This window comes from Rhizobium sp. CFBP 8752 (assembly GCF_014842035.1).
Taxonomy (GTDB): domain Bacteria; phylum Pseudomonadota; class Alphaproteobacteria; order Rhizobiales; family Rhizobiaceae; genus Neorhizobium; species Neorhizobium soli.
The window spans coordinates 388,987-402,506 of sequence record NZ_JACYUZ010000001.1 but is presented as its reverse complement, the minus strand read 5'-3'; the positions used below and the strand labels follow the sequence as shown (position 1 = coordinate 402,506).

The following is a 13,520-nucleotide window of genomic DNA, read 5'->3' as shown; positions in this document are numbered from 1 at the left end:
CGGAATGCCAGCCGTGCAGAAGTGCGAGAACAAACGGGCGCTCTGCTCGTTCGGAAAGAGAACGCCGCAGCGATCGACGGCGACCCACTCAAACAGGGATTGCAAGCACAGCCATGGCATATGAACTCTACTACTGGGACGGCCTGCAGGGTCGCGGCGAATTCGTCAGATTGGCGCTGGAAGACGCCGGTGCGGACTATCTCGACGTGGCGAGAACCACGGACGGGTCCGAAAAGATGATGAATTACCTGAAGGGCAGCCAAGCCTATCCCGACCTGCCATTCGCTCCGCCGTTTCTGAGAGACGGCGAGATCGTCGTCTCGCATGTCGCCAACATCCTGCACTATCTCGGCCCGAAGCTCGGGCTTGCTCCCGATGACGAACGGTTGCGTGTGTTTGCGCAGGGTCTGCAGCTGACGATCACCGACTTCGTGGCCGAGGTTCACGACACCCACCATCCGATCAGCACCGGGGACTATTACGAGGATCAGAAGCCGGAAGCCAAGGCGCGCACAAAGGCGTTTCTTGCGCAGAGGGTGCCAAAGTTTCTCGGTTATTTCGACGGCGTGATCGGATCAAACCCGACCGGCGAAGGCTGGGCTGTCGGCGGCGCGATCACCTATGTGGACCTGTCGCTCTTCCAGATCGCCGAAGGGTTGACCTACGCTTTCCCGCGGGCAATGGCATCGCTGGACAGCCGGTATCCGAACGTGGCGAGACTTCGCGACGCCGTTGGGAAAAGGCCGAGGATCGCAGCCTATCTCAAATCGGAGCGCCGCATCGCTTTCAACGAGAGCGGTATCTTTCGCCACTATCCCGAACTCGACGAGGATCCGGCGTAGGCGCTTCGGCGCCTTGACGTTTCTGGCTAGATAAATGCGAAGACAGGAGCGACCGTGGCTATCATGATCGCGGTCGCGATCAGTACGAACTTCATGTCCTTGCGCTCCTGAGCATTGATGGCTGCCTCTTCGGGCAGCCGCGTTTGGATGACGAGCGGGGTTATCTTGCTTCCTCCCCCAGTTCCTGAAGGATCTGGTGCCGTGCGCGATTGAGACGACTCTTGACCGTTCCAACAGCGCAGCCGCAGATTTCGGCCGTTGCCTCGTAGCTCTCACCGAGAATGGCAACCAGCGTCAGTACCTCGCGGTAATGGGGAGGCAGCTTTACGAGAGCGTCGCGAACTTCCTTCGCCCTGATTGCCATTTCCTGCGAAGCAGCTATCGGCGTATCGCCAGACACGTTTTCTTCGAGCCCTGGAGCCTCGCGGCCTAAAATCTTGGATCGGGTATAGAACGTGTTGCGCATGATGGTGAAGAGCCAGGACTTCAGCCGCGTGCCGCGCTCGAACTTGTCGAGGTTGGCCAGCGCCTTCATCAGTGTTTCCTGCACGAGATCGTCGGCATCCGTCGTATTGCGGCAGAACGTACGCGCGAAGGCACGAAGCGCCGGTATAAGCTTCACGATATCTGCCCGCGCAGGATCGCCATTCAACTGTGATTCAGACACCGTTGCCTACCTCTCCCAAGTCTCGACGGCCGGATTGACTTCTGCAAACGCGTGCCCCTTCATTTTGGTTCCGCCCTCTCAACCCCACCCGGAGATTGCCGGCAGATCACCTTGAAAATATGGAGCTCTTGCCGGCCTGCCGGAACAAACAGAAGCAGCACGCCGTTTTTTCAGCATCATCGGCAACGCCAAGGAGGGAATGTCATGAGCTTTACCGACAAAACCAACGACAACGACCAGAACAGCGCACAGAGCGACGAGTGGAAGGCCAAGAAGGCTGAGCAGTCGGCGCGCGAAAAGGGCAGCGACGCTGACCTCGAACAGCAACTCGACGAGGGCCTGGAAGATACGTTTCCGGCAAGCGATCCGGTCGCCGCAACAATAACGTCCATTCCGGCCGGCACCCCGGAGCCGCCGAAGAACTGATACCGACCCGGACCATTGGAACAAAGTGGGCGGCCTCCGAATAGGAGGTCGCCCTTTTTCGTTCTTCGCTGTGACTTTTTCGGGATATCCGAAATTAATCTTATTGGTATAAGAGGTTTCTAAAGGGCTTAGGGAATGCGGGCGAACGCGTCCGGCAGAGGGTGTTTTCGGTGGCGGTGACGTCAGAGGTCGGAATGAAGAAGCAGAGCAAGCCGGTGGAAGAAAAAGACGCGAGTTTCGGACGCAGCGTCAACCGCAAGGTTTCCGTTCTGTTGGCGGAGATCCAGAAGGAAGACGTGCCCGATCGCCTGCTCGGTCTTGCCCTGCAGCTTCAGAAGGAATTGTCCGAAAAGCTCGACGGTAAAGGCAGCTGACCGCCTGACCTCGAGATGAGCGCCCGCCGGCGCATGCGCGAACATCTGATCTGCGGACCAACCGCAAGCTGTCGCCCCTTCTCGACCTTTTTCACAAATATGTGAGGAACTTTCAGCTTCTGCTTTGGTTCATTGGGTGCGAATTCGACTCTCAAGGAGATCCACCATGGCTAAAGACAAAACCCTCGAAGACCTGTTCTACGAAACGCTGAAGGACATCTACTACGCCGAGCGCCAGATCGTAAAAGCGCTGCCGAAAATGGCCCGCGGTGCCCAGGATCCGAAGCTGAAGGCCGCTTTCGAGACCCATAAGGAAGAGACCGAAGGCCAGATCGAACGCCTGAAGCAGGTTTTCGAACTGATCGGCAAGCGCGCTCAGGGCAAGACCTGCGACGCGATCGAAGGCATCCTGTCCGAAGGCGAGGAAATCCTCGAAGAATTCAAGGGCACATCGGCCCTCGACGCCGGCCTTCTGGCCGCTGCGCAGGCAGTCGAACACTATGAGATCAGCCGTTACGGCACGCTGCGCACATGGGCGACCGAACTCGGCCTGAAGGACGTAGCAAAGCTTCTCGACGAGACGCTTGCCGAAGAAAGCAAGACCGACGAAGCGCTGTCTGCGCTGGCACAGTCCACCGTCAACGCCGCTGCCAAGAAGGCAGCCTGATCGCCACAGCGACAAACGCCCGATCACCAGATCGGGTGTCTCCTCGCGAACGTGACGCCAGAAAAACGAAAAGTCCGGCACATGCCGGACTTTTTTGGATTGATTTGCGGTCTGCGACATCGGCGCGCGGACTATCGCCAAAACAAAAACGCTCCTCAGTCCCACAGGATTGCGAAGACGTATGAATGACGTGGCAGCTAGAAAATGGTGTCAATCAACTATGGTAAGCGGCTTTCGGAATGCCGGATTTCGGCAGCATTTCGATCGGAGCCATCTTTCCATCCACACCAAGCCTGCGGAAAACTCCGGCATGGAATCGTCCACGCCGCATCAGTTGGACCTTCGCCGCCTCCACGGCAAGTTCCACTGTATGGAAGTACGAAGTTGAATGTACCCCGTCAATTACATAGACCCAGCCCGTTGCGTCTGGAACAATATCGCAGTAGTTTTGCATTGCAGCGTCTCCTCCCGGCGGTCTCAAACGCGTAACTCCTCGAATAGTTCCGTCCGGTCGGTTGTTTGTGCCAACACGATTTGAATCAATCGAATTTCTGTCGTGAAATCCATGGAACTTATTCCCAACAAGGTCGTTTCGGCTTTTGGGTGAATGGAGACAAAGATGGCTGATTCCGAACAAGACTGGATCAAGCACCGCGCGTACGCGCTCTGGGAGGAAGAGGGGTATCCTTCAGGCAAAGATACGGAGCACTGGGAGCGCGCCAAACTGGAGTTTGCGACGCTGAAGCCGACTGCGTCGGCACCGGCCGCCCACGAACAGCCTGCAGCATCCGCGCCGAAACTGCCCACCGCAAATGCCAAGGATTCCACCGCCAAAGCAGCTAAGCCTGCCAAGTCAGCGGCGGCGGGGTCCGAAAAATCGAAAAAAGCGCTCGCCTCCGAGGCCTCAAGCGAAAAGAAGTCCGTGCCGGTTTCTCCGGCCCCGGTTCCCGCGGGCAAACAGCCTGCCAAGAAGCGGTCCCGATAGGCCGGGCTGGCCTTTGACGCCAGCCGGGTCACGCAGACAAGAGCGGACATGACGGGCCGCGGCAGCCTCTGCCGCGGGGTAATCATTACATCTGAAAGACGGCAATGGCTTTTGCGTATTCGTGTATTTCTCTGACTGGTTTTCCCATTTCGGCGGTCGCTGACACAGGTCTCCCCTCCGGCACTGATGTGAAATGGCATGGACAAGGGTGGGAGTTGGCATGATGGACGCGTACGGCCCCTTGGATGGCCCCATCGAAATAGCATCAGTTGATGACCCGGTTGCCAGTCAGAGTACTGACCGTTCGCAGTCGTCGGACGCCGTTCCCGGGCGTAGCACGCAGCGGAGCCTTGGGGGACGCAGTGGGGAAAATTTCGCGATGAAAGTATTGTCGGTCACCTCGGAAATCTTCCCGCTGGTCAAGACCGGCGGATTGGCCGATGTGACAGGATCCCTGCCGAAGGCGCTTGCTGCCCTCGGGATCGATACCATAACGCTCATTCCGGGTTATCCGAAAGTGATGGCCCAGGTAAGCTCCGGCGTGACGCCACTTGCTCTGTTCGACGACCTGCTCGGTACCCGCGCGTCGCTGCTGCATGTGAAGATCGAAGGCCTGAACCTGTTCGTGCTCGACGCGCCGGAACTCTATGACCGGCTGGGCGGACCTTATGTCGACGAGCATGGCAACGACCACCACGACAATTGGCGGCGCTTCGCAGCTCTGTCGAAGGCTGCGGCGGAAATCGCCGGTGGGCTTCTGCCTGGTTTCGTACCCGATGTCGTTCATACCCATGACTGGCAGTCGGCGATGACGTCGGTCTACATGCGCGAAATGGGCTGCGCCATTCCGAGCGTGATCACCATCCACAACATCGCGTTCCAAGGCCAGTATTCCGCAGACATTCTCCCCGCGATCGGCCTTCCCAGCTCGCTGTTTTCAATCAACGGGATCGAATATTTCGGGGGCATCAGCTACCTGAAGGGCGGATTGCTGACGGCCGATGCCATCACCACAGTCAGCCCCACCTATGCCCGGGAGATCCTCACGCCGCGTTTCGGCATGGGCCTTGACGGTGTCCTGAACGAGCGCGTGACCGTGTTGCGCGGCATCGTCAACGGCACAGACCTCGACATCTGGGACCCGGCAACGGATCCGCATATTCCGCGCAATTACGATGTCAGTTCGCTGAAGCGCAAGCGCGACAACAAGACCGTATTGATGGAAAAGTTCGGGCTCGACCCTGAAGGCAACGGACCGATCTTTTCCGCCGTCAGCCGCCTCACCTGGCAAAAGGGTTTCGACATGTTCGCCGATACGGCGGACGAGGTCATCCACAATGGCGGTCGTATCATCGTGTTCGGCCAAGGCGACAAGGATATCGAACAGGCGCTGCTGGATACGGCTGCGCGCTATCCCGGCAAGATGGCCGTCCACATCGGCTACGACGAACCGACCGCGCATCTCATCCATGCCGGTTCGGATGCGATCGTCCAGCCCTCGCGGTTCGAGCCCTGCGGCCTGACGCAGCTTTACGCGCTTCGCTACGGCACCGTGCCCGTCGTCTCGCGCACCGGCGGGCTGTCGGAAACCATCATCGATGCCAATGATGCAGCGATGTCGGCACGGGTTGCGACCGGCTTCCAGTTCCACCCCGTCACGACCGACGGGCTGCGGCTCGCGCTGCGCCGGGCCATGCACGCCTACCAGGAACCGAAAATGTGGGCCCGGTTGCAGAACCAGGCGATGAAGGCGAAATTCTCCTGGGAGCGCAGTGCCCAGCAATACGCCACCGTCTACACCAACCTGGTGCGCAAGGCCGGCAACTCCTCCGCGGACCGACGAGCGAGCTTTTGATCCGGCAGGTGCCGTGATCGGCACCTGCGTCGTTTGATTCCTTGACGAAAACGGCGCACGGCGCACACAGCGTTCGGCTAACGAAAACCGCAGGTCTCAGACCGACCGCGTCAAACCACCGTCCACCTTCAGGTTCTGCCCGGTGATGTAACCGGCGCCCTCGGATGCCAGGAACGCGACCGTTGCGGCGATTTCCTCGCTTGTGCCGTAGCGCTTCATCGGCACGCTGTCGCGCCGATCATCGGTTGCCGGCAGGCTGTCGATCCATCCGGGCAAAACGTTGTTGATGCGCACATTGTCGGCCGCATAGGTATCTGCAAAGATTTTCGTAAAAGCGGCGAGCCCGGCGCGAAACACCGCCGATGTCGGGAACATCGCGGACGGCTCGAAGGCCCAAGCGGTCGAGATATTGACGATCGAGCCCGACTTCTGGGCCTGCATGATCGGCGCCACCAGCCGCACCGGACGGATGACGTTGAGCAAGTAGACATCGAGGCCGGTATGCCACTGGTCGTCGGTGATTTCGACGATCTGCGCACGTGGTCCATGGCCGGCGCTGTTGACCAGCACGTCGATCCGTCCCCATGTCTCCATAGTCGCATCAACGAGCCGCTTGAGATCGTCGTTGGACTGGTTGGAGCCGGTGATGCCGAGCCCCCCGAGTTCCTGCGCCAAGGCCTCGCCCTTACCTGAAGAGGACAGGATCGCCACCTTGAACCCATCGGCCGCGAGCTTCTTCGCAGACGCCGCTCCCATACCGCTTCCGCCCGCTGTGACGATCGCTACCTTTTCTGCCGACATGCTGTGCTTCCCTTCCCTGCATCGTGGTGTGAACAGAGACATAGCATGAGGAAAAGCTGTCATCGAATGAGTTCGGCTGAAGGCTGGTGAGTTCTGCCTTTGGGGCATACCACCCAAACGAAAAACCCCGCCGGAGACCGGCGGGGCTTGGAGATCAGAGTATTCAGGCTGCCATCACGGACGGCGGAACAGTGCCAGGCTGCGGCCTTCGAGTTCGAAGTCCCGTTCCTTGGTGATCACGAGACCCTTCTTGGAATAATCCGACGTGGTCATCTCCAGCACCCAGCCACCTTCGCCGAACTGCGGGATCTGGAACGGCACGTTGCCTTCGAACGGGTTGAACAGCAGCAGCACGTCGTGCCAGATGCCTTCCTCTTCCTTCAGGTCGCCACGGCCAATGTACAGACCGATCGTCGAGCCTTCGTCCCACTGTTCGGAGGTCTGGAAACCACCGCCGGCGTTGAACCACTTGATGTCCATGCCATCGCGCCAGTTCTCGCGGCGCAGCAATGGCTGCTCGTGCCGGAGCTTGATGATCTGGCGGGTAAACTCGCGCAGCTGCTCGTTGCTTTCAGGCAGGTTTTCCCAGGCAACCCAGGAGATCTCGCTGTCCTGGCAGTAGCCGTTGTTATTGCCGAGCTGGCTGCGACCGAACTCGTCACCGGCCAGCAGCATCGGCGTGCCGTGCGAGAACATGAGCGTGGCGAGGAAGTTGCGCTTCTGGCGCTCACGCACCGCGTTGATGCCCTCGTCTTCCGTCGGGCCTTCCTCACCGTAATTGTAGCTACGGTTGTCGTTATGGCCGTCGTTATTGTCTTCGCCGTTCTCGTCGTTGTGCTTCTCGTTGTACGAAACCATGTCGTTCAAGGTGAAGCCGTCATGGGCGGTGATGAAGTTGACCGATGCCCAGGGACGACGACCGCGCTGATCGTAAAGATCGCCGGAACCGAGAAGGCGCGCCGCAAAGTCCGTCGAGACGTTGTCGCCCTTCCAGTATTCGCGCACCGTATCGCGGTACTTGTCGTTCCATTCGGCCCAGCCAGGCGGAAAGCCGCCGACCTGGTAGCCGCCCGGACCGATATCCCAAGGCTCGCCGATCAGCTTGACCTTGGAAAGGACCGGATCCTGCGTGATGGCATCGAAGAAGCCACCGCGCTCGTTGAAGCCTTCCGGCTCACGACCGAGAATGGTGCCAAGATCGAAGCGGAAGCCGTCGATATGCATCGCTTCGGCCCAGTAGCGCAGGGAGTCGGTGACCATCTGCAGTACGCGCGGATGCGAAGTGTTGACGGTGTTACCGGTGCCGGTGTCGTTGATGTAGTAACGATGCTGGTCGGGCATCGTGCGGTAGTAGGAAAAGTTGTCGATGCCCTTGAACGACAGGGTCGGTCCAAGCTCGTTGCCTTCGGCCGTGTGGTTGTACACCACGTCGAGAATGACCTCGACGCCGGCATCATGAAAGTTCCGCACCATCTCGCGGAAACCCTGGATGCCCTTCGGTCCGAAGTAGCGCGAGGCCGGCGAGAAGAAGTTGAGGGTGTTGTAGCCCCAGAAATTCTTCAGGCCACGATCGAGCAGGTGCTGGTCGTCCGGGAAGGAGTGGACCGGCAGCAGCTCCACCGAGGTGATGCCGAGGTTCTTGATGTAATCGACAGTCGCCTTGTGGCCCATGCCTTCGTACGTGCCGCGCAAGTCGATCGGAACGCCGGGGTTGAGCTGGGTAAAGCCCTTCACATGCGTTTCGTAGAGGACTGTCTGCGGCCAGCTGATCTTCGGACGGTTGTTGTCGTGCCAGTCGAAATTCGGGTCGATGACAACGCCCTTCGGCGTGTAGGGACCGCTGTCGCGTTCGTCGAAGGTCAGGTCCTTGTCTTCGGCAAGGAGATCATAGGCAAAATGTGCCTCGTTCCACTCAACGTCGCCGAACAGTTCGCGTGCATAGGGGTCGATCAGCAGCTTGTTGGGGTTGAAGCGATGGCCGTTTTCCGGGTCATAGGGGCCATGCACGCGATAGCCGTAAAGAGCGCCGGGCTTCAGGCCGGGGATATAGCCGTGCCAGATCTCGTGGGTGTATTCCGGCAGCTCGAGGCGGGCGATTTCCACCTTGCCGCTCGGGTCGTACAGGCAGAGTTCGACGCGCTCGGCATGCGCCGAGAAAATCGCGAAGTTGACGCCATCGCCGTCGTAATTTGCACCCAGCTGAAGCCAGGAACCCGGGTGAACGACAAAGTGGCTCGATTTCGTATCCATATTTCCCCGCTGGTCATACCAATTGAAACTTTCGCCTATAGAAGGTGCGAGGCTGCAATTCGTTCCAGAGGCCCTGCAATTTAGGAGGTTTCGCAAGTTGCCCGCGAAATTTTGAGGGCGGCACGCGTTTCCGGATGGGCCGCCTCCCCTATCTCTCTAATGGTACCCATAACAACAGGGAGAAGACCATGACGACCATGCCCCCGGAAGAGCTCGAAGGCCGGCTGAACGCGCATCGCGAACTGATGATCGATTTGATCGCTGCAATGATTGGCGGCGAGCTGACGACCACCCGGTTCGTGCAGCGGTTGCGTGACGACGCCACGTTCAAGGACAACGAGGAAGATCCCGGTTTCTCCCCCGATGGTGCCTTCGCGATCGAAAACGCCATGGCCCGCGAAGTGCGCTCGGTGTTGGAAGCGGCACGTGCAAGGGCAGAAGCCGACAAGAGTTAATCAAATTTTATGAATAAGGCCGTTTCGCCGCATTTGTGGCCATTTCGTGGAACCATGATTCCGTATCGCAGTTGATAGGCTTTAGGAGTGTGGCGGGAGGCAATCATGGTCAAGGAATGGATCGAGGCTGCAGGTTTTGTGATGGTCATCGCGGCCTGTTACATGATGGTCGTTCCGATCTAGCGATCGACCGGTCATCCCATTGACTGACACCAGCGACACATGACTGTGGCTGGCCTCTTCGCTGACGTCAACTTTTTATCGGCGAGACTTCCTGTGAGCTTGGCGCGTTCGAGTCGTTCAGTAACGTACTATTACATCGTGTAAGATCTGGAACGAAATGACACCGGTCGGGTTGGACATCCAGTGACCGGGCGACAAACCTTGTGTTCACGACGGGAGATCCATCATGCATCACGTTCTGACAATGCTGAAGAACCGGTTCCTTTCGCATCGCAGCTTCGGCCAGCCAAAGCATCTTGCGGCCAAACGCCCGGAGGAGCTTAGGGTCCTGGTGCCCGATGCCGTCGTACTGCCGCTTCCCAGAACAGCGCGAGAGGAGATCAGTGTCCCCGCGTCGATCAATGGCAGGGATCTCTCGACTGGCCGCCTGTAACCGGGCCGGCCCACGACAACAGTCCATGACAATAAAAAGGAGTGAAACATGGCTGACATGAAGTCCGCTTCCATCCTGATTCTAGCAACCGACGGCTACGAGCGCTCGGAGCTCCGGTTTCCGCTCGATGAACTGCGCAAACGTGGTGCCGACGTGAAGATCGCTTCGATCAAGTCTGGAGAGATCAGAAGCTGGGACGAGACCGACTGGGGTGACTCTGTCGCGGTCGACCTTGAAGCGAAGGACGTCAAGGCAAGCGATTTTGATGCGCTGGTTCTGCCCGGCGGACAGATCAATCCCGATGTGCTGCGCAAGGATGAAACGGCGATCAGCGTCGTGCGAGATTTTGTGGCGAGCGGCAAGCCTGTTGCTGCCATCTGCCATGGTCCATGGCTGCTGATAGAGGCGGATGCCCTGCGTGGCCGCAAGGCGACATCCTACCCGTCGATCCGGACCGACGTTCGCAATGCAGGCGCGTCCTGGCAGGACGAAGCCGTGGTCTGCGATAACGGCATCATCACATCGCGGTCGCCCGACGACCTGCAGCAGTTCGTCGACAAGATCGTCGAGGAAGTCAACGAAGGCCGTCACAACAGACAGGCCGCTTGATTGCAGGATGACTGGTAACGAAAGCCCGCTCCGACATGGTCGGTGCGGGCTTTCTCTTGTCTGGGTGCAACGAGATCATACGCTGGCTGACGGAGCGAGAACCGGTCAGGTCAGGTCTGTTCCTGCTTCAGGAATGCCAGAAGCCGGCGCTCGTTCATGCGCAGACCACGGCGGCCGTCCGTCGGCAGGGTCTTCGCGTTCATGATCTTTTCGAGCGGCGAGACATCCTCGGCAAGGCCCAGGATCTGCGGATGGATATAGCTGGTGCGGCAGACGGCAGGCGTGTTGTGCAGCGCTTCGGAAGCTGCGTTGCACAGTGCCTTGATCTTGGGACGGTGTCCGTCCTCAGCCATTGTATTCCAGGCTGACATGAAGGCTGCGAGGCTTCCGCCCCAGGTGCGGAACGTCTTTGCCGTGACCGGAAAACCGGCGGCCTTGGCAAGATACGCGTTAAGCCGGCCAGAATCGATCGGTCGCGGCGTACCGTGTTCATCGGGAAACGAAAACAGCTGGCGTCCCGGAAGGTCGGCGACGTCTTCCAGGATACGTTGGAGACGCGGATGTTTCAGCGTGTGCTGCACCCGCTTTCCACCCTTGGCGGTGAATTTCAAAAGGATACCGTCACCGGACAAAACCATGTGCCGCTTCAGAAGCGTCGTTGCGCCATAGGTGCGGTTTTCCTTGGCATAGGCGCGGTTGCCGACCCTCAGATGTGTCATATCCATCAGCGCCACAAGCGCTGCAATCACCGCCTCGGACTTGTCGAGACCATGCGACAGATCGCGGGCAGCTCTGGACCGGATGCGCGGCAAGGCCTCGCCAAACTGGGCAAGCTGGTCGAACTTTCGCTCGCTGCGGAAATTCTGCCAGTCCGTGTGATAACGATACTGCTTGCGGCCGCGGCTGTCATAGCCGGTTGCCTGCAGATGGCCGCTGGCATCGAGACAGATCCAGACGTTTTCGTAAGCTGGCGGCAGGCCGAGTGCGGAAATGCGGGTATGGTGGTCATCCTCAACCAGCAAGCCACCATCCGGCAACCGGTAACTGAACCCCTTGCCGCGTCGTTCCCGCCGAATGCCGGGTTCGGTATCGTTGACATAGGTGAGGCCGATCGTCTTGAGAGACTCGACGTCAATTTCAATGGTGCTGACTAACGTATCCATAACCGCTAAACTGAGATGGATATCGCTTCGTTCCCACGCGTTGAAACACCCGGAGAACTTAAAGAGGGACGTCGCGCAAGCCTTCCGAAGCGTCCGGGCGCTCCAGGTTGGCACGCGGTACCGTCATCCGCCAGACCAGGCCGCCGGGCCGGAAATCGATATCGACAGTGCCGCTGAATGCAGCGGTCGCGTGGCGCTTGATGATGGTCGTGCCGAACCCGGTGCGGGTGGGCGGCTTTACCGTCGGGCCGCCGCTTTCTTCCCAGACCAGAAGCAGGTTCACACCACTGCTCTCGCCGTCTGCATCCGAGACGGTCTCCTCGGCGATATCGCTCCATGAGATCCGTACCGTACCATGGGGTACAGACAATGCGCCATATTTGACGGAATTGGTGGCGAGTTCATGCAGCACCAAGCCGAGATTCTGAACTGCTCCCGCCTTCAGCACGAAATCCTCGCCCTGGATCTGGACGCGGTCCGCCGCTTCCGCAAACGTGCTCATGTGGATCTCGACGACCCGATGCATCGGAACACCGCCCCATTGCTCTTCGGCGAGAGCCTCGATCGATTTCCCGAGCCCCTGGAGGCGGGTGCTGATTGCCCTCTGGAACTCGTCCATCGGCGTATCCTTGCGTGCCAGCTGGCGCATCATCGCCTGGACAAGCGTGAGGATGTTCTTTGTCCGGTGAACCAGCTCGTGCAGGATGAGATGGATACGGTCTTCCGCCTGGCTCCGGTCGAACGAGGCGTTCGAAAGCGCGACGGCGATCTGGTTCGCCTCGGTGATCTTGGTCTCCACCGGCGAGACGATTTCGCCCTTGCCGATCCGTTCGGCCATGTCGGCGATCTGCCTAATCGGGATCCGCAGCTGCCAGGCGACGAGGTAGGCGACGACCATGGCTATGGCGAGAAAGACGATGCCGCCCGCAACGAGCTGCCGCCAGGTGGAGATAATGTTTTCCTGCGCGGACGCGATCGGCCCCCAGACGACGGTCTTCCAGGCCCAGCCGGTAATCTGCGCATAACCGTACATCTGTTTGCCCGCACCATCGACATCTTCGATCGTGCCGCGAAAACCGGTCATCAGCCGCAGAGTTTCGCTGGGAAACCTGGCGCCCTCCGCCATCTTTGCGGCACCGACCGAGGTGACAACCTGACCGCTGCCATCGAGGACCGCGGCAGACCAGCCATCCGGCAGGCCATCGACGGACAGTAGCTTTTGCAGATCCTCGGCATCCTGCGTGATGATCATCGCAGCGCCCGAGGCGTTTGTCTTCTCAGACAGCGGCATCGCGACGTTGAAGACCCACTTTCCGCTGGTCGTGCCGCGAAACATGCTGGAGGCTTCCGTCAAGCCGCTGCGCAGCATGGATTCGAGCGCTGGCATGTTGGCGGTCTTGCCGAGCGGCGTATAGAAGGGGACGCGGGTATTCAGCCGAAGCTGTCCGTCCCGGTCTGCGACGATCACGAAAAGCTTGGTGGAACGCAGGCTCGACCGGGTTCGCTCGTGGAAGGCGCGAAGGTCACCGGACTCCAGCTCGGGAGAACTGACCAGCAGGCGCAGCGTCGTTGCCATGTCCTGCAGCTCGCGGTCGACCGCACGAGCGATCATCTGGGCGTCTTCTGCCGTATTCGAGGAGAGCATGTCCCGTTCGTGCTCTTCCAGCTGCAGCATGAGAAAGGCGCCGAAGACAAGCAGCGGTAAAGCCACGCCCACGACGAGCGCGATCAGATAAGCCCCGATCGGTGCCGTCGGGAAGAGCCGCGCAAACCTAGCCATCCCGCACGACCGTTGCGCGGGATGGTTGGC

Annotated in this window: 15 protein-coding genes; 9 read left to right on the top strand and 6 right to left on the bottom strand. The window is 59.4% G+C overall.

The features are described 5' to 3' along the window. The first annotated feature begins 113 nt into the window (after nt 1-113). The gene (locus IFT59_RS01870) at nt 114-842 is read left to right on the top strand and encodes a glutathione S-transferase (protein ID WP_192085905.1); all 729 of its coding nucleotides are present in this window, start codon (nt 114-116) and stop codon (nt 840-842) included. A gap of 160 nt (nt 843-1,002) precedes the next feature. Here the strand turns inward: IFT59_RS01870 and IFT59_RS01865 are convergent, their stop codons facing one another. Continuing rightward, nucleotides 1,003-1,509, bottom strand: coding sequence for a sigma-70 family RNA polymerase sigma factor (locus IFT59_RS01865; protein WP_244474083.1), 507 nt, complete (start codon nt 1,507-1,509; stop codon nt 1,003-1,005). Nucleotides 1,510-1,713: 204 nt separating this feature from the next. Between IFT59_RS01865 and IFT59_RS01860 the strand changes: the two genes are divergently transcribed. The 3 genes from IFT59_RS01860 (at nt 1,714) to IFT59_RS01850 (ending at nt 2,976) form a co-directional block, all read left to right on the top strand. Next, entirely contained in the window at nt 1,714-1,935 is a 222-nt protein-coding gene (locus IFT59_RS01860; RefSeq protein ID WP_062581961.1) for a hypothetical protein, read from the top strand. Nucleotides 1,936-2,129: 194 nt separating this feature from the next. Further along, the gene (locus IFT59_RS01855; protein ID WP_192085903.1) at nt 2,130-2,309 is read left to right on the top strand and encodes a hypothetical protein; all 180 of its coding nucleotides are present in this window, start codon (nt 2,130-2,132) and stop codon (nt 2,307-2,309) included. A gap of 166 nt (nt 2,310-2,475) precedes the next feature. Continuing rightward, nucleotides 2,476-2,976 (top strand): YciE/YciF ferroxidase family protein, encoded by a 501-nt coding sequence (locus IFT59_RS01850; RefSeq protein ID WP_062461448.1) that lies wholly within the window; start codon nt 2,476-2,478, stop codon nt 2,974-2,976. Nucleotides 2,977-3,190: 214 nt separating this feature from the next. Here IFT59_RS01850 and IFT59_RS01845 read toward each other — a convergent pair whose 3' ends face one another. Beyond that, nucleotides 3,191-3,430 (bottom strand): hypothetical protein, encoded by a 240-nt coding sequence (locus IFT59_RS01845; protein WP_192085900.1) that lies wholly within the window; start codon nt 3,428-3,430, stop codon nt 3,191-3,193. A gap of 165 nt (nt 3,431-3,595) precedes the next feature. Between IFT59_RS01845 and IFT59_RS01840 the strand changes: the two genes are divergently transcribed. After that, the gene (locus IFT59_RS01840) at nt 3,596-3,961 is read left to right on the top strand and encodes a DUF2934 domain-containing protein (protein ID WP_062461451.1); all 366 of its coding nucleotides are present in this window, start codon (nt 3,596-3,598) and stop codon (nt 3,959-3,961) included. Nucleotides 3,962-4,340: 379 nt separating this feature from the next. Beyond that, the gene (glgA, locus tag IFT59_RS01835) at nt 4,341-5,816 is read left to right on the top strand and encodes a glycogen synthase GlgA (RefSeq protein ID WP_162728410.1); all 1,476 of its coding nucleotides are present in this window, start codon (nt 4,341-4,343) and stop codon (nt 5,814-5,816) included. 96 nt (nt 5,817-5,912) lie between these two features. Here glgA and IFT59_RS01830 read toward each other — a convergent pair whose 3' ends face one another. Both IFT59_RS01830 and glgX read right to left on the bottom strand, forming a co-directional pair. Further along, the gene (locus IFT59_RS01830; RefSeq protein ID WP_192085898.1) at nt 5,913-6,617 is read right to left on the bottom strand and encodes an SDR family oxidoreductase; all 705 of its coding nucleotides are present in this window, start codon (nt 6,615-6,617) and stop codon (nt 5,913-5,915) included. Nucleotides 6,618-6,791: 174 nt separating this feature from the next. Next, a complete protein-coding gene (gene glgX / locus IFT59_RS01825; protein WP_062461460.1) occupies nt 6,792-8,867 on the bottom strand; it encodes a glycogen debranching protein GlgX in 2,076 nt (691 codons plus the stop codon). A gap of 188 nt (nt 8,868-9,055) precedes the next feature. On the opposite strand from glgX, the gene IFT59_RS01820 reads away from it, so the two are divergent. The 3 genes from IFT59_RS01820 to IFT59_RS01810 all read left to right on the top strand — a co-directional run bounded on the left by IFT59_RS01820 (nt 9,056) and on the right by IFT59_RS01810 (nt 10,547). Then, nucleotides 9,056-9,322 carry a hypothetical protein gene (locus tag IFT59_RS01820; protein ID WP_192077734.1) on the top strand — a complete coding sequence of 89 codons (267 nt, stop codon included), beginning with the start codon at nt 9,056-9,058 and terminating at the stop codon, nt 9,320-9,322. Nucleotides 9,323-9,731: 409 nt separating this feature from the next. After that, entirely contained in the window at nt 9,732-9,938 is a 207-nt protein-coding gene (locus IFT59_RS01815) for a hypothetical protein (RefSeq protein WP_192085896.1), read from the top strand. 48 nt (nt 9,939-9,986) lie between these two features. Further along, nucleotides 9,987-10,547, top strand: a complete 561-nt coding sequence (locus IFT59_RS01810) for a type 1 glutamine amidotransferase domain-containing protein (RefSeq protein WP_062461469.1) — start codon at nt 9,987-9,989, stop codon at nt 10,545-10,547. 110 nt (nt 10,548-10,657) lie between these two features. Here the strand turns inward: IFT59_RS01810 and IFT59_RS01805 are convergent, their stop codons facing one another. Then, complete coding sequence (locus IFT59_RS01805; RefSeq protein ID WP_062583059.1) at nt 10,658-11,683, bottom strand: DNA topoisomerase IB; 1,026 nt, start codon at nt 11,681-11,683, stop codon at nt 10,658-10,660. Nucleotides 11,684-11,768: 85 nt separating this feature from the next. Then, nucleotides 11,769-13,490 carry a sensor histidine kinase gene (locus tag IFT59_RS01800; protein ID WP_192085894.1) on the bottom strand — a complete coding sequence of 574 codons (1,722 nt, stop codon included), beginning with the start codon at nt 13,488-13,490 and terminating at the stop codon, nt 11,769-11,771. Nucleotides 13,491-13,520: the final 30 nt, after the last annotated feature.